20 protein-coding genes and 1 tRNA gene are annotated in these 22405 nt (G+C 67.3%); 20 read left to right on the forward strand and 1 reads right to left on the reverse strand.

Going from position 1 to position 22405, the window contains the following annotated elements; all coding sequences use genetic code 11:
* Positions 1-14: 14 nt before the first annotated feature.
* From J4G12_03200 to J4G12_03270, 15 genes are all read left to right on the forward strand, one after another.
* Positions 15-629, forward strand: coding sequence for an OmpH family outer membrane protein (locus J4G12_03200; protein ID MCE2454813.1), 615 nt, complete (start codon positions 15-17; stop codon positions 627-629).
* Between the two features lie 98 nt (positions 630-727).
* Positions 728-1825 (forward strand): UDP-3-O-(3-hydroxymyristoyl)glucosamine N-acyltransferase, encoded by a 1098-nt coding sequence (lpxD, locus tag J4G12_03205; protein ID MCE2454814.1) that lies wholly within the window; start codon positions 728-730, stop codon positions 1823-1825.
* A complete protein-coding gene (gene lpxC / locus J4G12_03210) occupies positions 1818-3095 on the forward strand; it encodes a UDP-3-O-[3-hydroxymyristoyl] N-acetylglucosamine deacetylase (GenBank protein ID MCE2454815.1) in 1278 nt (425 codons plus the stop codon). The genes lpxD and lpxC overlap by 8 nt, the downstream gene beginning before the upstream one ends.
* A gap of 32 nt (positions 3096-3127) precedes the next feature.
* Positions 3128-3892: an acyl-ACP--UDP-N-acetylglucosamine O-acyltransferase gene (gene lpxA, locus J4G12_03215; GenBank protein ID MCE2454816.1), complete on the forward strand. Its 765-nt coding sequence runs from the start codon at positions 3128-3130 to the stop codon at positions 3890-3892.
* Positions 3893-4172: 280 nt separating this feature from the next.
* Positions 4173-5318 carry a lipid-A-disaccharide synthase gene (gene lpxB / locus J4G12_03220; GenBank protein MCE2454817.1) on the forward strand — a complete coding sequence of 382 codons (1146 nt, stop codon included), beginning with the start codon at positions 4173-4175 and terminating at the stop codon, positions 5316-5318.
* Positions 5315-5944, forward strand: a complete 630-nt coding sequence (locus J4G12_03225) for a lysophospholipid acyltransferase family protein (protein ID MCE2454818.1) — start codon at positions 5315-5317, stop codon at positions 5942-5944. The genes lpxB and J4G12_03225 overlap by 4 nt, the downstream gene beginning before the upstream one ends.
* Positions 5937-7046: a tetraacyldisaccharide 4'-kinase gene (gene lpxK, locus J4G12_03230; GenBank protein ID MCE2454819.1), complete on the forward strand. Its 1110-nt coding sequence runs from the start codon at positions 5937-5939 to the stop codon at positions 7044-7046. Before J4G12_03225 ends, lpxK begins: the two co-directional genes overlap by 8 nt.
* The gene (locus J4G12_03235) at positions 7043-7519 is read left to right on the forward strand and encodes a 23S rRNA (pseudouridine(1915)-N(3))-methyltransferase RlmH (GenBank protein MCE2454820.1); all 477 of its coding nucleotides are present in this window, start codon (positions 7043-7045) and stop codon (positions 7517-7519) included. Before lpxK ends, J4G12_03235 begins: the two co-directional genes overlap by 4 nt.
* On the forward strand, positions 7516-9120 hold the full coding sequence (bshC, locus tag J4G12_03240; GenBank protein ID MCE2454821.1) for a bacillithiol biosynthesis cysteine-adding enzyme BshC: 1605 nt from the start codon (positions 7516-7518) through the stop codon (positions 9118-9120). Before J4G12_03235 ends, bshC begins: the two co-directional genes overlap by 4 nt.
* A 98-nt stretch (positions 9121-9218) precedes the next feature.
* On the forward strand, positions 9219-9479 hold the full coding sequence (locus J4G12_03245; GenBank protein MCE2454822.1) for a hypothetical protein: 261 nt from the start codon (positions 9219-9221) through the stop codon (positions 9477-9479).
* 107 nt (positions 9480-9586) lie between these two features.
* Positions 9587-11287, forward strand: a complete 1701-nt coding sequence (murJ, locus tag J4G12_03250; protein ID MCE2454823.1) for a murein biosynthesis integral membrane protein MurJ — start codon at positions 9587-9589, stop codon at positions 11285-11287.
* The gene (gene uvrC / locus J4G12_03255) at positions 11284-13119 is read left to right on the forward strand and encodes an excinuclease ABC subunit UvrC (protein MCE2454824.1); all 1836 of its coding nucleotides are present in this window, start codon (positions 11284-11286) and stop codon (positions 13117-13119) included. The genes murJ and uvrC overlap by 4 nt, the downstream gene beginning before the upstream one ends.
* A gap of 6 nt (positions 13120-13125) precedes the next feature.
* On the forward strand, positions 13126-14595 hold the full coding sequence (locus J4G12_03260; GenBank protein MCE2454825.1) for a glutamate--tRNA ligase: 1470 nt from the start codon (positions 13126-13128) through the stop codon (positions 14593-14595).
* A 179-nt stretch (positions 14596-14774) separates the two neighbouring features.
* A complete protein-coding gene (locus tag J4G12_03265) occupies positions 14775-16175 on the forward strand; it encodes a hypothetical protein (GenBank protein MCE2454826.1) in 1401 nt (466 codons plus the stop codon).
* 70 nt (positions 16176-16245) lie between these two features.
* Positions 16246-16318: transfer RNA gene (locus J4G12_03270), tRNA-Gly, on the forward strand.
* Between the two features lie 66 nt (positions 16319-16384).
* Here J4G12_03270 and J4G12_03275 read toward each other — a convergent pair.
* Positions 16385-17599 carry a M23 family metallopeptidase gene (locus J4G12_03275; protein ID MCE2454827.1) on the reverse strand — a complete coding sequence of 405 codons (1215 nt, stop codon included), beginning with the start codon at positions 17597-17599 and terminating at the stop codon, positions 16385-16387.
* Positions 17600-17699: 100 nt separating this feature from the next.
* Here J4G12_03275 and J4G12_03280 point away from each other — a divergent pair, with 100 nt between their 5' ends.
* The 5 genes from J4G12_03280 to J4G12_03300 are packed head-to-tail and all read left to right on the forward strand — an operon-like array spanning position 17700 to position 22400.
* Positions 17700-19004 carry a DUF512 domain-containing protein gene (locus J4G12_03280; GenBank protein MCE2454828.1) on the forward strand — a complete coding sequence of 435 codons (1305 nt, stop codon included), beginning with the start codon at positions 17700-17702 and terminating at the stop codon, positions 19002-19004.
* Positions 19004-20380: a ribosome biogenesis GTPase Der gene (gene der, locus J4G12_03285; protein ID MCE2454829.1), complete on the forward strand. Its 1377-nt coding sequence runs from the start codon at positions 19004-19006 to the stop codon at positions 20378-20380. The genes J4G12_03280 and der overlap by 1 nt, the downstream gene beginning before the upstream one ends.
* A 5-nt stretch (positions 20381-20385) precedes the next feature.
* Entirely contained in the window at positions 20386-21042 is a 657-nt protein-coding gene (gene plsY / locus J4G12_03290) for a glycerol-3-phosphate 1-O-acyltransferase PlsY (protein MCE2454830.1), read from the forward strand.
* Positions 21039-22046 carry an NAD(P)-dependent glycerol-3-phosphate dehydrogenase gene (locus J4G12_03295; protein MCE2454831.1) on the forward strand — a complete coding sequence of 336 codons (1008 nt, stop codon included), beginning with the start codon at positions 21039-21041 and terminating at the stop codon, positions 22044-22046. Before plsY ends, J4G12_03295 begins: the two co-directional genes overlap by 4 nt.
* Positions 22047-22049: 3 nt before the next feature.
* Positions 22050-22400, forward strand: a complete 351-nt coding sequence (locus J4G12_03300; protein MCE2454832.1) for a MerR family transcriptional regulator — start codon at positions 22050-22052, stop codon at positions 22398-22400.
* Positions 22401-22405: the final 5 nt, after the last annotated feature.

Genomic DNA, 22405 nt, shown 5'->3' on the forward strand with positions numbered 1-22405 from the left:
ACCTCCCTATCACCATGGAGAACATGAAAATGCACAATCGCCACGTCGCGTTCGTCGCCTTGGCCTTGGCCGTCCTCGCGTCGGCTACGACGCCGGGAGTCGGCGGTGCGCAGGATACGCGCATCGGTTACATCAATTCCGCCGAGATCCTTGCCAGAGCTCCGGGCTCCGCGGAGGCGCAGGGGCTGTTCGAGGAAGAAATGCAGGAGTCCGAGAACGAGCTTCAGCGCATGGAGCAGGATCTCCAGAACCGGGCCGAGGATCTCCAGCGGCAGGCGCTCACACTCTCCCCGGAGGCCCGCGCGGCGCGGGAGCAGCAGCTCGCCTTGCTCCAGCAGGAATACAACTCCAGGTTCCAGGAGCTGGAGACGTCGGCGACACAGCGTAGGGCCGAACTCGTGCAGCCCATCATGGACCGGGTCACTCAGGTGATCGAGGCGATAAGGGAGGAGGGTGGATACGCTCTTATTCTTGATACGGTGGCCGGGTCGATCATCTCCGCCGATCCCGAGCTCGATCTGACCCAGGCCGTTCTCGACCAGCTCGAGGCCATGGAAGCGGAGGCCGGGGACGCCGAAGATGACGGTTCCTTGGGATCCGACGGCGCTTCGACCGGCGGGAGTCTCTGACGGCCGGTCGCGACGACCGAGTCTCCGACCCGCGCGAGCTCCCGAGTCCGGGGCCGAGAGCGCGACTCTCCGGCCCAAACTCAACCGAGGAGCTCACCTTGGCGGAGGTCGCGGAGATGGTCGGCGGTAAGCTCCGAGGAGACGGAAGCCTCGCGGTGACCGCCGTCCGCCCCACGGCGGAGGCGGGTCCCGGAGAGCTCGCCTTTCTGGCAAGCGGTCGCTACGCGCGCGAGCTGTCGAAGTGCGCGGCCCCGGCGTACCTGGTGTCGAAGGAGCTGGCGAGCCGGATCCCGGCCGAGGCCGGCGCGGTGGTCGTGGAGACACCCCACGCTGCGCTCCGGGTCGTACTCGATCGGCTTCATCCTGCCCGGGAAGCGCGTCCCGGCATCCACCCCACCGCAGTCGTCGGACGTTCGGTCGAACTCGGCGAGGACGTGGTCGTCGGCCCGTACGCCGTGATCGAGGACGGAGCGACGATCGGCGACCGGGCGCGCATCGGTGCGCACTGCGTCGTGGGCGAGGGGGCCGGCGTAGGTGGCCGGAGCGTGCTCCACCCGCATGTGGTCCTCTACCACGGCTGCCGGATCGGCGAGCGCTGCATCGTCCATTCGGGCGTCCGCATCGGTTCGGACGGCTTCGGCTTCGTCTTCCGAGACGGAAGCCACCGGAAGATCCCGCAGGTGGGCGCGGCGATAATCGGCGACGACGTCGAGATCGGCGCCAACTCGACCGTGGACCGCGGATCCATAGGCGACACCGTGGTCGGTTCGGGATCGAAGCTCGACAACCTCGTTCACATCGCCCACAACGTACGCGTCGGCGCGCGGTCGCTCTTTGCGGCGCTGGTCGGCGTCGCGGGCTCCACCAGGGTGGGGCGCGACGTCTGGATGGGCGGCAAGGTCGGGGTGAGCGATCACCTGACCATTGGAGACGGCGCGCGGCTGGCGATCGCCAGCAAGGTCATGAAGAACGTGGCCGCCGGAACCACCGTGTCGGGACATCCCGCCGGACCCCACCGAAGACAGATGCGACAGCAGGCCGGCGCGCGCCGGGTGGGCAAGCTCGAACGGCGGGTGCGGAAGATCGAGCGCGTTCTCGCTCTCCGGGGCGGCTCGAAGCCGCCCGCCCGCGCTCCGGAGGAGACGCCCGACGCGCGGAGCGACCATTCGGATCGGGAGGAATCGCACCTTGATTAAGCAGAGGACGATCACGAGGGCGTTCACGCTCGATGGGGTCGGCGTACACACGGGCGCATCCACGAGCGTGACGGTCGGACCGGCGCCCGCGAACAGCGGGGTCGTCTTCCTGCGCACCGATCTCGGTGGCGCGCGCCCCATTCCCGCACTCCTCGACAACGTTCGGGATCTGCGGAGGGGAACGAGCCTCGGGTCGGACGGCGCCGAGGTGGGCACGGTGGAGCATCTGCTCGCGGCCCTCTCTTCCTCCAAGGTGGACAACGCGCTCGTGGAGGTGGACGGTCCCGAAGTACCGGTTCGCGACGGCTCCTTTTCCGATTTCCACGAGGCGGTGGTCGCCGCCGGGTCGGAGGAGCAGGATGCCGATGCGCACGTGCTCGAGCTCGAATCTCCGGTCGTTTGGAGGGGCAGGGGAGGAACCAGCTACGCCGCGCTTCCCGCCCCGGAGCTGGAGGTGGCCGTTTCCATCGAGTACCCGCACTCGCTCATCGGACGGCAGTACGGTCACTTCAGGGCCGGCGCCGACTTCCCGGACGCGATAGCGCCCGCGCGCACCTTCGGATTCAGGTCCGACGCGGCCGAACTTAACGCCGCCGGCCGCGCTCTCGGCGCCTCTCCGGAAAACACGGTCGTGATCGGCGAAGAGGGAGAGCCTGCCCCGGAGCTGCGCTTCCCCGACGAGTTCGTCCGTCACAAGGCCGGCGACCTCCTGGGCGACCTTGCTCTCCTGGGCGGGCGGCTTCACGCCAAGATCGTGGCCGAACGTCCGGGTCACGAGGGCAACGTCGAGTTCGCGCGCAGGCTCCGGCTCGCCCTGGTCCGGGATTCCCGGAAGCCTGTCCTGGACGTGACCGCGATAATGAAGTTTCTGCCGCATCGCTATCCGATGCTGCTCGTCGACCGGATCACGGACTACGAGCCCGGACGGAAGATCACCGGGATCAAGAACGTCACCATCAACGAGGCTTTCTTCCAGGGCCACTATCCCGGACATCCGGTGATGCCGGGAGTCCTGATCGTGGAAGCGATGGCGCAGGTGGGCGGTCTGCTCCTCATGGACGAGGTGGAGGATCCGCAGGACAAGGTCGTCTACTTCATGTCGCTCGACAAGGTGAAATGGCGTCGGCCGGTGACGCCGGGCGACACCCTGGTCTTCGAACTCGAACTGACGAGCCTGCGTGGACGCAACTGCCGCATGAAGGGTCGAGGATTCGTGGACGACGTCATGGTGGCGCAGGCGGAACTGATGGCGCGCATCGTCGACAAGTGAGCTCGCCCCGCTCCACCGAGCCTTCGACCCGGATCCACGCGACCGCGATCATCGATTCCGGCGCCCAACTGGGAGAGGGCGTCACGGTCGGACCTTGGACGTTCATAGGTCCAGGGGTGGTCATCGGCGACGGCACGGTGATCGGCCCCCGGGCGCTGATCGAACGCGACACCGTCGTGGGCCGGGGGTGCCGCCTTCACCCCGGCGCGGTGCTCGGGACCGATCCTCAGGACATGAAATACCGGGGCGAGCACACCACGCTGACGGTGGGCGACCGCAGCGTCGTGAGGGAGTTCGCCACCCTGAACCGGGGCACGGCGGCCGAGGGCGTCACCTCCGTCGGCTCCGACTGCCTGATCATGGCCTACGCCCATGTGGCGCACGACTGCCGTCTGGGCGACCACGTCGTCATCGCCAACTCGGTGGCCATGGGCGGCCATGTCAGGATCGGCGACTGGGCGGTGATAGGCGGGATCACGCCCATCCACCAATTCGTCCGCATCGGCGAGCACGCCTTCGTCGGCGGAGGATCGAGGATCGCCCAGGACGTGCCGCCATACTGTAGGGCGGCCGGGAATCCGCCGAGCCTCTACGGCATCAACTCGATCGGTCTGACTCGGAGGGAGATCGACCCAGAGGTCCGCGCCACCCTCAAGAAGGCCTATCGCCTCGTCTTCAACTCGAAGGAGCCGCTCGCCGACACCTTGCGGGCCGCAAGAGCCGAACTGCCTCGAATTCCCGAGGTCGAGCGTCTCCTCGACTTCGTGCGCGAGAGCGAACGGGGCGTTACCATTTAGAGTGTTCGTGAACTGCCAGACCGTGACTCAACCTATGTCGCCCGCGACCGGGCCGGCGGGCTCCGGCGCGGCGCCGCTCGGCGGCGACGGCGACGGGAGACGCCATGTCCCTCATTGAACAGCGCAGAAGGCGCAAGAGAAACTGGATCGACCACCAGAAGGGGATGGGGCCGGTCCGGCTTCTCGTGCTGCTCGGCTTCACGATCGCCGTCATCTGGTACCTGACCCGCTACTGAGGTGCCTGACGCCGCAGGGCCTGCCGCGAAGGCCGCAGGTCCTGGTGGTGACGGGAGACCCGTCCGGCGAAGCCCATGCCGCGGCGGCGGTGAGGGAGCTGCGCCGACTCCGCCCCGAAGCACGGTTGATCGGCACGGGCGGCGAGCGTCTCGCCGACGCCGGGGTCGAGGTGATCCCGGGAACCGGAGATATGGCGATGCTGGGGTTCCTGGAGATCGTCCCGCACCTTGCGCGCATGCGCGGTCTCCTTCAACGACTGACTCGCCTTGCTCTCGATGCCGATCTGGTAATGACCGTGGACTATTCCGGTTTCAACCTGCGCCTTCTCCGCGAGCTGGATTCGCTCTCGCCGCGCGGCCGACGGACGAGGACGCTCCACTACATCCCGCCGAAGACCTGGGCATGGGGGGGCGCGAGAGCCCGGGAGCTCGCCAGACTCGCCGACAGGGTCGCCTGCATCCTTCCCTTCGAGGAACCGCTTCTCCGGAGGGACGGGGTCCGGGCCAGCTACGTCGGCAATCCGCTGCTCGACGGCGCCGAACCGATCGTGGACCGGGCCGCCGACGGCCGCCCCCTTCTCGCTCTCTTTCCGGGATCGCGCACCCGGGAGGTCGGCGCCCACTCGGGCATCTTTCTCTCGGTCGCCGCGAAGCTCCGTCGGCTTCTTCCGGAACTGGAGGTCGCGGTAGGCATGAGCTCGGCGTTACCGGAAGCCGTCTATCGCTCGGCGTGGCGTGAGTGGGCGGACGAGGCTGGAGCGGAGCATATCGAGCCCGCCTTCGTGGCCGACACCTCGACCCTCCTCGGTTCGGCGCGCGCCGCCATCGCCAAGTCCGGCACCATCACGCTCGAGTGCGCTCTCGCCGGGCTGCCGCACGTGGTGGGTTACCGCGTGTCGAGGATCAGTTGGCGTTTCATCGGCAAACGCCTCGCGGTGGGCTCCTTCTCTCTCCCGAATCTCATAGCCGGGCGGGAGATCGTGCCCGAACTGATCCAGGCGGCCTGCGTACCTTCCGCGTTCGCCCGCGCTCTTCGCCCCCTCCTCGATGCGAGCCCCGAGCGCGAAGCCCAGCTGGTCGGATTCGAGGAGGTGAGGGAGCTGCTCGAGGCGCCAGCCACGCCGGCAGGCGCCTCGGTCGCCGAACGGGTCGCGCTGATGGCGGCCGATCTGCTTCAGGCGGCGCCATGACCCGCGCACTCGGTCCGACGGCTCGCGTGGGCGGTTGGCTGGTCACGGCCCTGTTGCGGTCCGCGCGCATCGAGCGGCGCGGCGTTCACCACTACCAGCAGCGTCGACGCGAGGGACGCGGAACGGTTTTCGTCTTTCGCCATCGGCACCTCCTGCCGTTGGTGCACGTCCATCGCGGCGAGGGAATCGCCGTTCTCGTTTCGGAGCACCGGGACGGAGAGCTTGTCGCTCGGGTCATCGCCCGACGCGGATTCGCGCTCGCCCGCGGATCGAGCACCCGAGGAGGAGTGCGCGGCTTGCGGGCTCTGGTCGCCGCGGCTTCGGAGGGCAGGGATCTGGCCGTGACCCCCGACGGACCCCGCGGACCGGCAGGTATCTTCAAACCCGGTGCGTTCCTGGCGGCGAAGCTCTCGGGGACGGCCGTGGTTCCGATCGCGGTTTCGGTCGATCGCGCCTGGGAGGCGTCGAGCTGGGACGGTTTTCTGATCCCGAAGCCGTTCTCGCGAGTCCGTGTGACCTATCTTCCAGCCAGGAAGGTGCCGGCCGACGCGGATCGCTCGGCTTTGGCCTCCTTGGCCGCTCGGATTTCGGACGAGATCGACCGGGCGGCGGTTCGCGATGACTGAGGGCAGACGGCGAGTCGGAGCGAGCGTCGCCGCCGGAGCTCGCGGTCGCGGCCACCGGCTCGCACGACGGTTGTGGTACGACCGCCCCTCCTTCGCGTTTCGCGTCCTGTTCCAGCTTTCCGCACCTCTTTCCTTCGGCTACCGAGCCCTTTTCGCCTACGATCGGCGGCGCAGGCTCGACCGCCGGAGGTCGGCGGCCATCCCGGTGATCTCGGTGGGCGGCCTCGTCGCCGGGGGGAGCGGGAAGACGCCGGTAACCTCCTGGGTCGCCTCCGTGCTCGCAAGGGCCGGTGGGCGTCCGGGCCGCGTCGGCGGCCCCGGGCCCGACGACGAGGCCCTGCTTCACAGGCGGTGGACGCCGGCTGTCGCGGTCGTCGTCGACCGCGATCGCTTCCGGGGCGTGGAGGAGCTCGCGCGTCGGGGGGTCGAAATCGCCGTGCTCGACGACGGTTTCCAGCACCGGCAGCTCGCGCGCGACCTCGATCTCGCTCTTGTGAGCGCCGGGGAGAATCGCGCGCTCCTGCCCCGAGGCCCGAGACGGGAACCGGGTTCGGCTCTGAATCGGGCGGACCGGATCGTGCTTGTCAAGTCGGGAGACGCCTCCCCGGCGTGGGACGCGTCCGAAGCGCCCGAGACTCCCGTGGCGCAGCTCCGTTTCGAGCCCGGGTCCTGGCTCGATCTCGTCGGCGCTCCGGCCCCCGCGCCCGAAGGACAGGTACTTGCGGTTTCGGGTATCGCTCGACCTGATCGTTTCGCGGCGCAACTGGCGGCGGCCGGGTACCCACCCGCAGCCTCGATCACCTACGCCGACCACCACCGCTATACCCGCCGCGACGCGCTCGACATCAGGAATCGCCTGAACGGTCGCACCTTGGTGACCACCGAAAAGGACGCGGTCAAGCTGTGCCGGTTCGGCTCCGTCCTGGGCCCGGCCCGGGCGCTCGGCCAGCAACTGGTCTGGGAGACGGGCGAGACGGAGCTGGCCCGTGCCGTCGTGGCGGTCGGACTCGAGCGCGGTAGCCTGGAGATGGGCGGTCGGCCAGATGGGCGCGGTCGGGCCGGAACGCCCGGTCGTTCACCCGCCGGGAGCCCATGCCCGTGAAGGTGGTCACGCTCTCCGTCGGCGGCGTCGGCCCTCCGCTTGCGGCCGGCGTCGAGGAGTACGAGAAGCGCGCCCGCCGCTACTGGCGGACCGAGATCGTCCAGGTCAAGGCGGGCTGCAAGGGACGGGCGACGCCCCGTCGCGTGACGGAGGCCGAGGCCGAACGCCTTCTCCGGCGCATCCCGGACGCCTTCGAATGCCTCGCCCTCACGAGGACCGGTGCGCAGCTCTCCTCCGCGGCGCTCGCCCGTCTGCTCTCGGATGCCGCACTCCGTTCGCTCTCCGGGGTGATCTTTGTCATCGGAGGGGCGTACGGGCTTGCGCCGTCGGTGCTCGCGAGAGCGGATCGCAGGATCTCGCTTTCCGCGCTGACCGTGCCGCACGAGCTCGCCCGCCTCGTCCTCGCGGAGCAGCTCTACCGCGCCGGCACCATTGTCCGCAAAGAACCCTATCACAAGGCGGTCCCTACTTGACCGGAAACGTCTCCTCGCTCGAGCTGATGGTCGGTCCCGCCTTGGGCTCCGCGCTGCACCGCGCCTACCTGGACGGCGCCGAGTCCATCGCTCCCTTCTTCGAGTACGATTACCGCTCCCTCTCTTCCTACCGCGCCAAGGCCGACGAGGTGGACCGACGCTTCGACCGGAAGGCGAGGCTGCGGGCGGCCCGGGCGCTCCATCCCGGCGGCGACCTCTCCCCCGAAATGCTCGACTGGGTCGAGCGCGAAGGCTACATGGTCACCACCGGCCAGCAGCCGGCGCTCTTCGGAGGACCGCTCTACTGCCTGGTGAAGGCGTTGGGTGCGGTCAGGCTCGCCGAGAGGCTCGAAACCGAGCTGGGGCGTCCGGTGATCCCGGTCTACTGGATGGCCTCGGAGGACCACGACTGGGCGGAGGCGGATCACGTCTCGATCACCAGCCCGAAGAACGAGCTCGTCGAGATCAGGCTCCCTCGACCTCCGGGCGAAGGCAACCCCTCGCTCGGCCGCATCCCCCTCGGGCCGGAGATCGCGGCGTGCGTGGCCAGGCTCGACGATCTACTTCCGCCTAGCGAATTCGCACGCGACTACCTCGACCTGACGGCTCGGTGCTTCACACCCGGGCGGACGCTGCCCGAGGCCTGCCTCGACTTCTTCGGATCCCTCTTGGACCGCTTCGACCTTCGGTTCGTCGATTCGGCGTCCGCTCAGGTGAAAGAGGCGAGCGCTCCGCTCCTGGCACGTGAGTTGGGCAGAAGCATGGAAAGTGAAGAGCTGCTCGGAGTTACAGGGCGTCGTCTTACCGATCTCGGGCTGCCCCTTCAGGTGCCGGTGCTCGAAGGCGCGGTCAATCTCTTCTTCGAAGGACCGGCCGGCCGGGAGCGCATCTGCCGTGACGGAGGCAGCTTCCGTCTGCGAGGTTCGGGGCTCAGATACTCGTCGGACGAACTTCTCTCCCACCAGCGCTCCGATCCGCGGACCCTCAGTCCCAACGTCCTGCTCAGGCCCTTGGTGGAGAGCGCGGTGTTTCCCACCCTGGCCTATGTGGCGGGTCCCGGCGAGGTCAGCTATTTCGCCCAGCTTCGCAGCTACTACGCCTCGCTGGATCTCACCATGCCGGTCGTCTACCCGCGCGCCGGCGTCACACCCCTGGAGGGCAAGGTGGCCAAGGTGCTCGACAAGTTCGACCTCGACATCGACGGTCTGGCCCGTCCCCTCCACGAGGTGACCGCCAAGTTCGTGCGCGAAGCGGTTCCGGATCGGGTCCGGGACAGCCTGAGCCGGTTCAGGCAGGGCGTCGCACCGGGGATGGCCGAGATCGACCGCACCGTCCGCGCCATCGACCCCACGGTCTCGGGCTCGGTCAAACACGCCCGCGCTCAGATCTTCCATGCGGTTCGCGAGCTCGAGCGCAAGATCGGTCACGCCGTCAAGCGCCAGAACGCCGTCGCCGTGGGCCAGGTCGAGAAGGCGGCCCTCCACCTCTTCCCGAAGGGGGTTCCAGCGGAGAGGGTGCAAAGTCCGCTTTACTATCTCGCCCGTTACGGAGAGAGCTTCATCGACCGTCTGTACGCGTCGCTGGAAGCGGAGATCGGATGAATTTTGGACCCGAGCGGCTCCGTAACCGTATTACCAGCCGCAATCTCCCTCGCTCACCCTTCGGCTGAGGCGTCGCCATGCAGATATGGATGTTGTTCATGTTGATCCCGCTGGCCGCCATCGTGCTCGGTTCGCCGTTGGGGCAGGCCCTGGCGGCGCGGATTAGAGCTCCGACTCAGCCTCCGAACGAGGAGTTGCCCGCGAAGACCGAGGACCGCATCCGGATTCTCGAAGGCGAGGTGGACCGGCTCGGCCGTGAAGTCGAGGACCTGGCCGAGCAGAACCGATTCCTCACCGGGCTTGTGGAGGAGACGACGCCGGAGATCCCCGCTCGCGGAGACCTCGACCTGCCGCGCTGACGGTGAGGAAGATGCGGCGTCTTCGTGCGTGACGACGGACTCCCCCTGACGGCCGTCGGCGGTTACGAGGTGGCGGGACGTTCGGAAACGAAGACGAGGCCGGCTCCGTGATCCCCGCTTCGCTCCGCGGCTACTGGAAGATCGGCGCGTCGCGGGTGTTCAGCGGCATATTCCTGAGCCGCCTCCTCGGGCTGGCCCGCGAGCGGGCCATCGCCCACTTCTTCGGGGCCGGTTTTCATGCCGACGTCTGGCGAGTGGCGATGCGGCTGCCGAACGTGCTGCGCAACCTTCTCGGCGAAGGAACGCTCGCCGCCGCCATGGTGCCTGTCTACTCCAGGCTTCTGGAAGAAGGGAGAGACGCCGATGCCCGCCGGTTCGCCGGCGCCGTGCTGGGACTGCTTGCCCTCGTCGCGGGAGCCGTATCGATCACCGCCGCGTTCCTCGCTCAGGCGATCGTCGAGATCGTGGTTCCTCTGTGGAGTCCCGAGAAGCAGCGAGCCACGGCGACGATTGTCCGGGTCGTCACTCCCATGGTGGGACTGACCATCGTCTCCGCCTGGGCGATGGCCGTGCTCGACTCCCACCGCCGCTTTTTCGTCTCGTACGCGGGCTCGAGCCTGTGGAACCTGGTCATGATCGCCACCCTCGTGGCCGGCGGGGTGAGGTTCGGTCTCGGTCAGGACGATCTCCTGCTCGCCCTCGGATGGGGCGCGTTCGCGGGCGGAGCCCTACAGCTCGCGATCCAGGGAAGCGTCGCGCTCAGACAGCTCCCGGGCATCCGGATCTCTCTGGGAAAGGGGATCGCCGAGGTGAGGGAAGCCGTGCGCAACTTCTTCCCCGTGCTGGGCGCTCGCGGTGCGACCAATATCGGCGGCTGGCTCGAACTCGTGATGGTGGGGCTGCTCGCCGAGGGCGCCGCGGCGGCCATGGGGTACGCTCAGACGCTCTATCTGATACCCATCGCGCTCTTCGGCATCTCGATCGCGGCGGCGGAGCTTCCCGAGCTCGCCAGAATGAGGGCGGAGGAGAAGGAGACGTTCGTTCTCCGGATCGAGCGCGCGCTGGGCCGGCTGACCCGTTACACGATCCCGGCGGTCGTCGGTTTCCTGTTTCTCGGCGACATCGTCGTCGCCACCCTTTTCCAGACCGGAGCCTTCGGACGTACCGCCACCACCGTCACCTGGCTGACTCTCGCGGCTTACGCCCTCGGGATCTTCGCGTCGGCTAACTCCCGGACCCTGACCTCCAGCTTCTACGCGCTGCGGGAGTACCGCACGCCTGCGCGCATCGTGCTGGCAAGAGTGGCGATCTCGATCGCGATCGGCGTCGCCCTCATGTTCCCCCTCGACCGCCGGCTCGTCGGCGAACCCGGAGCCCAGCTCTCTCTGGGACCGGTCGGCATCGCTCTCGGGACCTCGGTCGGGGCCTGGATCGAGTGGACAATGCTCAGAAGAGCGCTGGAGAGGAGAATCGGTCGCTGCCGCGTGCAGCCGGGCCGGATCCTGTCGGCCTCGACGCTTGCTCTCGGGTGCGCGTTGGTGGTGCTGGGGATCCCGACGCTGGCGGGCGTACCCGTGGGAGCGCTCGGCGCGTGGCTCGTCGGGGAGGGCGCCGGTGGCGAGACCGGGGCTCTCCCCCCCTTGGCCGCCGGCGCGGTGACGCTGGTTCCCTACTGCGTCCTCTACCTCGTAGCGGATTGGTTGCTCGGACGCCGAAGGGACGGACCGACCTCGGAACCTGGAAACGGTCGGGCCGGTGAAGATCTACCCTCCGGGGCAGGCGACGCGGGCGAGGAACCCGGACCGTGACGGAAGGATCGGTGCCCTTCGAAAGCGAGGTGCTGAACGCCCTACCGGCGAGGCCGGGCGTCTACCTCTTCAAGGACGAGGCCGGCGAGATCCTCTACGTCGGCAAGGCCAAGTCGCTCCGAGCTCGCGTAAGAAGCTACGTGGGATCCCGCGCCGCATCGCTCAGCGCCAAGAATCGGAAGCTCATGGCGCAGGCTTCCGCCGTGGATACCGTCGTGGTGGACACCGAGGCCGAGGCGCTCATACTGGAAGCCAACCTCATCAAGGAACACCATCCCCATTTCAACATCCTGCTCAGGGACGACAAGAGCTACCCCTACGTCAGGGTCTCAATGGGAGAGCCGTTTCCCAGAGTGACCGTCACCCGTCGTACGGTCGATGACGGATCGCGCTATTTCGGTCCGTACACCTCGGTGGGGCCAATGCGCGCCGCGCTCAAGGTGATCAACTCGCTCCACACCGTGCGCTCGTGCACCTACCGTCTTCCCTACGAGGCGCCGGCGCGTCCCTGTCTCGACTATCACATCGGCAAATGCCGCGCGCCGTGCACCGGACTGCAGAGCAGGGAGGAGTACCGGGCGATGATCGGAGAAGTGGTGCGGGTCCTCGACGGGGACATTCTCTCGGTGCGGGAGACGGCCGAGCGCGAGATGACCGAGGCGGCCGAGCGGCTGGAATTCGAGAAGGCGGCGCGACTCCGCGATGCGGTGGCCGGACTCGACGGCCTGGTCGGACGCCAGCGGGTGCACCGTTCGCGTGGCGGCGACTTCGACGTCTTCGGGGTGGCGCGCGACGGCGACGCGGGCAGCGGCGTGGTGTTACGGATTCGCAAGGGCCTCCTGCTCGGCAGGAGCTCGCACGCTCTGGAGGGGGTCGCCGAAGCAGAGGAATCGGAACTGGTCTCGGCTCTGGTCTCCCGCTACTACTTCGGGCGCGGGCTCGCGGGACGGAGCGACCTGCCTCGCTACGTGCTCCTTCCGACCGCCGTCGACGACGTGGAGCTCGTCGCCGACCTTCTCTCCGAAATGGGACGGAAGGTCGAACTCTCCCGACCGCAGCGCGGCGAACGTCTGGCCTTGGTGCAGCTAGCCAAGGAGAACGCCCGCCAGGCGCTCGAAGACGGAATAGCGCTGACCGCCGGAGTGGGAGCGCGCGCCGAGCGGCCGCTCTTCGCGCTCCAGGAAGCTCTAGGCCTCAAGGTGGTGCCCCGGCTTATGGCCTGCCTCGACGTGTCCCACACGCAGGGAACCGAGACCGTCGCTTCCGCGGTGGTGTTCGAGAACGGCGAGCCGCGCAAGTCTGATTACCGAACCTTCCGAATACGGGGCGACTGGGGTAACGACGACCTCGCCTCGATGGCGGAGGCCGCGGGCCGGTTCGTTCGGCATCGGAAGGAATCCGACGCGCGAGTCCCCGACCTGATCCTGGTGGACGGTGGGCCGGGACAACTCGGCGCCGCCGAGGACGCGCTCGCCGCCCAAGGGACCGAAACCGCGCTCTTCGCCCTCGCCAAGCGCGAGGAACTGGTCTACGGTCCGACGTCCGCACCCGTTCGTTTGAGCAGGAGGAACCGCGCACTCCATCTCCTGCAGCGCATGCGCGACGAGGCCCACCGGGTTGCGCACCGCTACAACCGCAAGCTGCGCTCCAAACGCACGCTCAGGAGCGACTTGGGCGATATTCCGGGAATCGGCGCCGCCCGCCAGCGCGAACTTCTGAGGAGGTTCGGTTCGCTGAAGGGCGTGCGCGAAGCCACTTCGGAGGAGATAGCCAGTGTTCCAGGGATCGGCAGAGCTCTCGCGCTCCGCGTTCTCACCTATCTGGGCAGGTAGGCCGCGGTGACCGTGCGCGTGCGCTTCGCGCCCAGCCCGACCGGGCGGCTGCATCTGGGAAACGCCCGGGTCGCCGTGTTCAATTGGCTCTTCGCGAGAAGACACGGGGGCGCCTTCATCCTGCGCATCGAAGACACCGATCGGGAGAGGCATCGGGAGAGCGCCGAAGATGGCATCCGGGCCGACCTGGCCTGGCTCGGGCTCGATCCGGACGAAGGTCCGGCGGAAGGAGGGGAGTTCGGCCCGTACCGGCAGAGCGAGCGGAGTGGAATTTACGTCCGGGCGCTCGCCGATCTGATCGAGGCCGGGTCCGCTTTTCCCTGTTTCTGCGATCCCGGGGAGTCGACGACGGATCGTCGCTACAACGGCCGATGCCGAGAGATGGACCCGAGGGAGCGGGAGGGGCGGATCGGAAGGGGAGAGGCCCATGCGGTAAGGTTCGCTTCGCCCGAGCGAGGGACGGTCGTCGTCCGGGACAGCTCGCTGGCGGCCGGAGAGGCGCGTTTTCCCGCCGCCGACATCGACGACTTCGTCCTCAGGCGCGCCCGCGGGGGCTTTACGTACAACTTCGTCTGCGCCGTCGACGACGCCCGCATGGATATCACCCATGTGATCAGAGGTGCCGGCCACCTCTCCAACACGCCCAAGCAGGCGCTGATGCTCGGGGCCCTGGCGGCGGAGCCGCCCTCGTACGCGCATCTGCCGACGCTGCTCGCTCCCGACGGAGGCAAGCTCTCCAAGAGAAGCGGCGCGACCCCGGTCAGCGAGCTCGAGGCTGGAGGATTCCCCGCCGACGCCGTGGTCAACTACCTTTCGCTCCTGGGCTGGTCGCACCCGGACCAGCGGGAGTTCCTCGGCCGTCGCGAACTCATCGACTCCATCAGCCTGAAGAGGGTGGGCCGCTCCGAGGTGCGCACGGACCCGAAGAAGATGCTTTGGCTCTCCAGGCGCCACATCGCCGCCATGCCCCTCGATGAGCTGGCCCGGATTCTCGAGGGTTGGTATGACAGGAGAGGGCTGCCGGAAGGGAGCGACTGGAAGGCGGGAGTCGATGCGCTGCGCCCTCGGTTCACGACTTACGCCTGCGCGACGCGCACCTTGGGGACGCTCTACGGACGGCGTACGGAACCTGCCGGGTCGGGCGCCGCCGAGGCGGAGAGCGAGGAACGCCGCGTGGCGGCGACGACGGAAACCGTGGTGGAGGCCGTGAACCGGGCGTTGCGGAGTGAGACCGACTGGAGTCCCGAACGGCTGCGGCCCGCGCTGCTCGCGGCCGGCAAATCGGTTGGCGCTCGCGGACCGGGACTCTTCCATCCGATCCGCCGTCGACTGACGGGAAGGGAGGTCGGACCCGACGTGATCAAACTTCTTCTGGCCCTCGGCAGAAAGGAGGTTCTGAAGCGGCTTGCGCCACCGCCGGTCGCCGGTCCCTCGGCGGCTCGCACTGTCTCCGGTCGGGCAGAGCGGCCCGGTTGACACCCGAGCGGCAAGAGCGAACGAACGCCGACCTTCGCCCATGCTCGCCACACTTGAAAACCGTTGGATGTGGCGACATTCCGACGCAGGCATTACCTTAGGGGCATCCGGGCTCCGGCATCGTCCGCAGCTCGCTTGTGGCGTCTCCGCCCAGCTCTCACGTAAACGCCAGGATTGCCATGATCCCTCGCTACAAGTATCCGATTCTCCTCTCTCTCATGCTCGTCGCGAGTGCTTGCGCCTCGGGAGGCGGCGGCAGCGCGGTCATAGGTGGAAGTGCCGGCGGCGAGAGGCCTCGTCAGACCGAGAACACCAGAACCGCGCAACGCCTCCTCGACCAAGCTGAAGACGCCCAGGACCAAGGTGCCGCGCAGGACTACTACCAACAGGCGTTCGAAGCCGCCGGTCTGGCCATCGCCGAGGACGGGAGGAATCCGCTCGGACACCGTCAGGCGGCGCTGGCCGCGGTCGGACTCCGTGACTTCGAGATGGCCGGCATGCACTTCGATCACGCCGGCGAGCTCTGGCCGGTCTACGGCCTTGAGGATCAGGGCCTTCGGGAACAGCTCTGGATCCAGCTCTACAACGAAGCCGCACCGCTTCTAAGCAGCGGCGACTACGAGCAGGCCGCATCCGTCTTCGAGGACGCCCACGCCATCTACAAGCAGCGCCCCGAGGTCATGGTCCGTCTCGCTCAGATCTACGGTCAGATTTCCGAAGCCGATCGGTCGATCGAGCTCATCGCCGAGGCGCAAGCCTTCACGGTAACGGAAGACTACATGAACGCCGACTCGACGATGCAGGCCGGCTGGGACGAGCTCATCGCGGACCTGCCCGTTTTGAGGGCGCAGGTTCTGGCCACGGCGGGTCGCAACGAGGAGGCGGTGGAAGCCTACCAGGCGCTGATCGCGGAAGACCCCGGCAACAAGACGGTGATCCTCAACCTGGCAGGGCTGCTGATCGAGATCGACAACGACGCGGAGGCCTTCCGGCTCTATGACGAACTCATGGCGAGCGACACCGAGCTCGAATCGCTCGATTTCTATCGCATGGGCGTCGGTTACTACAACGGCGACGACAATGCCGGAGCGATCGAGGCCTTCGGACGCACGGTCGAGATGAACCCTTTCGACCGGGACGCTCTCGAGATGTTGTCCAGGACGCTGGCGACCGACTCTCTCTACGAGCAGGTGATTCCGGCGGTCGAGCGATGGCTCGAACTCGACCCTGAGAGCGCAGTCGCGCTTCTGATCCGCGCGCAGTCGCTGAACGCTCTGGACATGGTGGATCAGCTCCGGGCCGCGGCGGACCGGATGCAGGAACAGCCCTTCGACGTGGCCGATCTCCGCCTGACCAGATACTCCGACGGCGGAGCTCGAGTAGCCGGATCGGTCGGCAACCGTTCGATGAATCAGGGCGACACGGTCACGCTCATCTTCACCTTCTACGGCGAAGACGGAGGCGTGCTTGGCGAGGTGGAGGAAATGGTGCAGCTTGCGGCGGTCGAGCGGAGGTCCACGTTCATCTTCGAATTCGACTCCGCTGACCAGGTCGCCGGCTACGGATATCGAATAGGATAGACCGGCGGGACGAAAGGCATATGGAGAGCCCGGACCTTCCCGGCCGGGCTCCTCCTGCTGAACGGACCATGCGGGAGTAGCTCAGCCGGTAGAGCATCAGCTTCCCAAGCTGAGGGTCGCGGGTTCGAGTCCCGTCTCCCGCTTAGAAGAGGGGCTCCCGCGGATTCGCGTTTCCGGTGGGGCCCCTTTCGCGTTTCAGGCCCCGTCGGTCAGCCCGAACCGCCTGCGACCGGGACCGGCGCGGTCGCTTCCGTTCCGAGTTCGAGAAAATCCTCCGCCAGGTAACCCCTCAGCCCGGTCCCGAGCTCGATAAGGTACGAGGAACGTCCGCGGTCCGCCGCGCCGGCGAGCACCCTAGCGATTTCGTTCGCCTCCGCAGTGCCCACCACGGGCCCGGAAGGCGTCGCGCGGAGATTGATACCGTCGGTGGTAATTCGTCCCCAGCCTCCCAGAAGGGTGCGGTCGGGCTGAGCCTCGACCTCCCCCGACGGGCGTGCCAGAAACGGCATGGGGTCGGTCGGACCGCGGTCCGGACCGCGACCTCGTCGGTAGAGCCCGAAGTGGAGGTGCGGCGGAGTGGTGCGCGCGTTACCGGAGTTGCCTACGAAGCCCAAGGTGTCTCCGGGTTCAACCCACTCGTCGTTTCCGACCGCCCAGCCGTCGAGGTGCGCGTAGTAGACCCGGGCCTGCCTTACCGAATCGCGGACCCAGACCACCTTGCCGCCGATATCGGTTTCGCGCACTCCGTAAGTCTCTCCTGCGGACGCGGCCAGAACGGGGGTTCCGCGCCGCGCGAAGATGTCTACTCCGTGGTGGCGCCGGCGCCCGGCGTCCCTATCGTCTCCGAAGAAGCTCAAGATCGATCCGACGTCCGAGCCCCCGACGGGGAAGGCGAGCTGAGCTTCTTGACCGAGCTCCACGGTGAAATAGCCTCCACGCAGGAGCTCCGGCTGCACCCGGATCACGAACTCGCCGCCCCTCCAGGGTTCGTACTCGTACGACCAGGGAACCGAATCGACGCTCTCGATCGGACGATGCGGGTCTTCTTCGTTCTCTGGGACTCGGAAGAGGTCGACGAAGACGCGGGCGGCTTCTCCGCCGTCGCTCTCGGAGGTTCTCACCGACACGGTGAGTTTGCGTCCTCGTTCCAGGGTGACCCGGTAGGCGGCGGCTCGCGGCTCAGCCGGCATCACGAAGGTCTCCTCGCTGAAGGGAAGGGTGACCTCGACCGGAGATTCGAGAGCCGCTTCGCCGGCGTCGCTCCAGTCCCTGGCCAGCGCGGCGTCCGCCAATCCCGCCATTTCCAGCGACCCGAGATAACGCTCCCTGGGAGTGGCGTCTCGAAACGAATCGCTCACCTGCTCTAACGACTCGCAGCCCGATATCGCAAGAAGCGAGATCGCAACGGTTATATTTCTCGTCATCGATGCTCGGCGGTCCCGCGACCTGCGCCCGACGCCGAGCACGGTCCGCCGGCCCGGAGCTCGCGGGAAACAAAAGGACTCGGGGGTAAACGGCCAGGCCATGGTCAGAGTTGCAGAGATAGAGGTTGGCAGCCCCGCCGAAGGCCTGGGGCTCGAGATCGGCTCCCGCATAGTGCGGATCAACGGCGAGCGCGTCCGTGACAACATCGACCTGACCTACCTACTCGCCGACTCCGAACTTGCGATCGAGAGCGAGTCGCCTGGTGGCCTGCTCTCGCTTCACGAGGTCGTGCGCGAGGCCGGAAGATCCTTCGGCATAGTGCCGCAACCCGACACGGTGCGCGAGTGCGCGAACGAATGCGTATTCTGTTTCATCGACGGAAATCCGACGGACGCGAGGGGCTCTCTTTCCCTGAGGGATGACGACTTTCGGCTCTCGTTCACTTACGGATCGTACGTGACCCTTACGAACGTAGGCCCGAAGGGGCTGAGTCGCCTGGTGGAGCAGGGTATCTCCCCGCTCTACGTGAGCGTACACGCGACCGAGCCCAAGGTGCGCGAGAGGCTTCTGGTGAATCGACGCGCCGGGCTCATCATGAACCAGCTTCGGGAGCTCGCCGACGGGGGAGTTGACGTGCACGCCCAGGTCGTCCTCTGCCCGGGCTGGAACGACGGCCGTCACCTGGAGCGCACGGTCGAGGACCTCTGGGGCCTCGGGGAGTCGGTCCTCTCGCTCTCCGTGGTGCCGGTGGGGCTCACGCGCTACAATCTGAACAGGCCGGTGCGGCTGCTCACGCCTGCGGAGGCGGGGGCGGCGATCGACCGGGTCTCAGTTGCGAGGGAGAGCGCCATCCGCGAGCGCGGCTTCGGCTGGTGCTACGCTGCGGACGAGCTCTTTCTCATCGCCGGAAGGGGCGTCCCGGAAGCGGCCTACTACGACGACTGGCCTTTGGAAGAGAACGGCGTCGGCGCGCTCCGCCTCTTTCTAGATGACTTCGACCGCATGCGCGCCCTTCCGCAGCTTGGCGGCGGGCGGCTTCGGCTCGTGACCGGCAAGTCGATGGCGCCGTTTCTGCGGGGATGCGCTCCCGTACTGGCTCGCTCGACCTCGGCGGAGGTCGAGGTGGTCGAGGTCGCCAATCGCTACTTCGGCGAGACCGTGACCATAGCCGGGCTTCTGGGAGGGCGCGACATCCTCGAGGCTCTCGGTGCCGGCGAAGGCTGCGGGGACGTTACGCGAACCGGCGCCGTGCGGGACCGCGAGATCGTCGTCCTGCCCGCCGATTCGCTCAACGCCGCCGATCGTTTCATCGACGATCTGCCGCTCGAGGAGTTCATCGCCCGACTCGGTGCGGCGGAGGTCCGGCGGGGCAGGCTGCTCTCTTCGGCGCTGGCGGCAAACTGATGGCGCACCTCCCGACCGTAGCCATCGTCGGCCGACCCAACGTGGGCAAATCCACCCTCTTCAACAGGGTCCTGGCGAAACGGCTCGCGATCGTCGACGATCGGCCAGGAGTTACCCGCGACCGCCTCTTCGCTCGCGCCGAGTGGGCGGGGAAGCGCTTTCTGCTCGTCGACACGGGCGGAATCGTCGAGGCGAGCTCCGATTCGATCGTGCGTTACGTTCGTCGCCAGGCCCTCACGGCGGTCGAAGAGGCCGACACGATCATACTCGTCGTCGATTCCAAGGCGGGAGTTCATCCCCTCGACGCGCATGTGGCCGAGATTCTGCGTCGCGACGGGCGCGCCGTGATTCTGGCCGCGAACAAGCTCGACAACCTCCCCTTCGATCACTCCCACCAGGTGTTCTGGGAGCTGGGAGTCGGCGAACCCGTCGGAGTGAGCGCTCTTTCGGGAAAGGGCTCGGGCGACCTTCTCGACCGGGTGGTGGAGGAGCTGCCGGTTGTTCCGGAGCCCCAGGAGGGCGAGGGAATCGTACGGATCGCCGTCGTCGGTCGTCCGAACGTCGGCAAGTCCAGTCTGGTGAACCGCATTCTCGGCGAGGACAGAGCCGTGGTCTCGGACAAACCCGGTACGACACGGGATCCCGTCGACTCGCGTTTCCGCCACCACGGACGTACGCTGGTCTTCGTCGACACCGCCGGGCTCCGTCGCAAGGCCAAGGTGAAGGACGATCTCGAGTTCTACTCCGCGGTGCGCACCGAAAGGGTCGTCCACGACTCGGACGTGTGCGTGGTCATGACCGACGACGCCGATCCCCTCGCCGCCCAGGACGTGCGGGTGCTCCGGATGGCGTGGGACGCCGGCAAGGGCGTGATCCTGATCGTGAACAAGTGGGATCTCGTCGAGAAGGACACCATGACCGCCCCGCGAATCGAGCGGGAAATGTGCGAACGCGCCCCCTTCCTCAAAGCCGCTCCCGTCGTCTTCGCCTCGGCTCTGACCGGGCAGCGCGCTCGCCGATGCCTCGATCTCGCTCTGGAGGTCGATGCCGAGCGCGGCAAGCGGATCGCGACTAGCGAGGTAAACGAGGTATTGGAGGTGCTCGTGGGCCGTCAGCCGCCGCCGGTGCACAGGGGCCGGCACGTCAAGATCCGCTACGCGGCGCAGGTTTCGATTCGGCCTCCCACCTTCGCGGTCTTCGCAAATTACCCGGGGGCGATTCCCGACCACTACGTCCGTTACCTGAAGAACGGCTTCCGAGCGGCGTGGCCGTTCCGAGGCAGCGCCATTCGCGTCCGCCTGCGTGACGGCAGGCGCAGACGGGCTCGAACCGGCGTCGAGCACGGCGGACGTGCCTTGGAACGAGGAACGAAGTGACCTGGATCGCACCGGTCGGAATCGTACTGCTGGCCTATCTTGTGGGATCGATTCCAGCCAGCTACATCGCCGGAAGACTCGCCCGGGGCATCGACCTGCGGGACCACGGGTCGGGCAACCTCGGCGCGACCAACGTGGTTCGGGTGCTCGGCTGGGCCTGGGCGATTCCCACGGCTCTCTTCGACATCGCCAAAGGTTTCGCGCCTGCATGGTTCGCGACTTCACTGCTCGGGATCGCCGGCGTCGAGTCGGGGGGAGGAACCCCCGAGGCATGGACCCTCGCCATCGGGCTCGCCGCCGTTCTTGGTCACGTCTTCTCGATCTGGGTCGGATTCCGGGGCGGGAAGGGGATCGCCACCGCCCTGGGCGTCTTCCTGGCTCTCTCTCCCCTCGGCGTGGGCGGTGCGGCTCTGGTCTGGGTCGCGCTCGTGCTGACGACCCGTTACGTCTCCGCAGGATCGATCTCCGCAGTCGTCTCGCTTCCGTTCTTCGTCTACTGGGCGGAGGGCGGCTTCGACCCCGCGACCGGCGCTCCCGGTCTGATCGGCCCCCTAGGTCTCGCCGTCCTCGTCGCCGTCCTCGGGACCTGGGCACATCGGGCCAACATCGGACGCCTGCTCAACGGCACCGAGAACCGTTTCAGTAAGCGGAAGGCAACTTGAACCCAAACACCGAAAGCGTCACCGTGCTGGGAGCGGGAGCCTGGGGAACGGCTCTCGCCGACCTGATGGCTCGCTCCGGCCACAAGGTGCGCGTGTGGTGCTACGAGGAGGAGGTGGCTCGCTCGATCAACCGAGATCGCACCTGCGAATACCTGCCCGATGTGGAGCTCGGTGCGATGGAGGCGTTTTCGGAGTTCGAGCCGGCCCTTCGAGGGGCCGATCTGGTTGTGTCCGCCGTGCCTTGCCAGTTCGTTCGGGGCGTGCTGGAGAGGGCGGCGGTCCATCTCTCGCCGGCTGCCCGGATAGTCGGTGCGTCCAAGGGCATCGAACTCTCGACCCAGCTTCGCATGAGCGAGCTTTTTTCGTCGACGCTCACCCCGGCTAGGCACGACTTCGCCGTCATCTCCGGCCCGTCTTTCGCCGCCGAGGTAGCCTCCGGGACGCCCACGGCGGTGGTCGTCGCCTCCGAGTCGACGGAGCTCGCGGCGCGCATCCAGCGTTCCATGCAGACAAATCGCTTTCGGGTCTATACCAGCACCGACGTCGTCGGTGTCGAACTGGCCGGCGCTCTCAAGAACGTGATCGCCATCGCAGCCGGGATCGTCGTCGGGCTCGGATACGGTCACAATACCATGGCCGCTCTCGTATCGCGCGGTCTGGCCGAGATCACGAGGCTCGGAGTGTCGATGGGAGCGGATGCCGCTACCTTTGCCGGACTCGCCGGCATGGGTGATCTGCTCCTGACCTGCACTGGTCCGCTGAGCCGGAATCGCGGCGTGGGGGTACGACTCGGGGAAGGGGAGTCGCTCGCCGCGATCACCGCAGAGATGAAGTCCGTGGCCGAGGGAGTACGAACCGTGGAGGCCGTCGTCGAACTGGCGGCTCGCCAGGGCGTCGAGATGCCCATCTCCGAACAGGTCCACCGGGTGGCTCATCGAGGACGGGCTCCGGCGGCGGCTCTCGATACCCTTATGGAGCGATCCCCGCGCCCGGAGGAATGGTAGGAAATGACCGAAACGAAGCCTCGGAAGGTCTACTACTCGATAGGAGAGGTTTGCGAGCTCGTCGGTGTCAAGGCGCACGTTCTTCGGTACTGGGAGACCCAGTTTCCCGAGATACGTCCCATGAAGAACCGGCAAAAGCACCGAATTTACAAGGTGCAGGAAATTTACCTGGTGATCTTCGTCAAGCGCCTTCTCTACACCGAAAAACGCACCATGGACGATGTAAGAGGGATCATAGCGGGCACGCGGGATCCGGCGAGCGCCTCCAAGGTGAGCGCCGCCGTGAAATCCGGCCTGATCGAGGCGATCCGGGAAGATCTGGCTGCGGCGCTCGATCAGACGCACGCCCGGTAGGGTAC

The organism is Gemmatimonadota bacterium (genome assembly GCA_021295815.1).
Taxonomy (GTDB): domain Bacteria; phylum Gemmatimonadota; class Gemmatimonadetes; order Longimicrobiales; family Gaopeijiaceae; genus JAGWBQ01.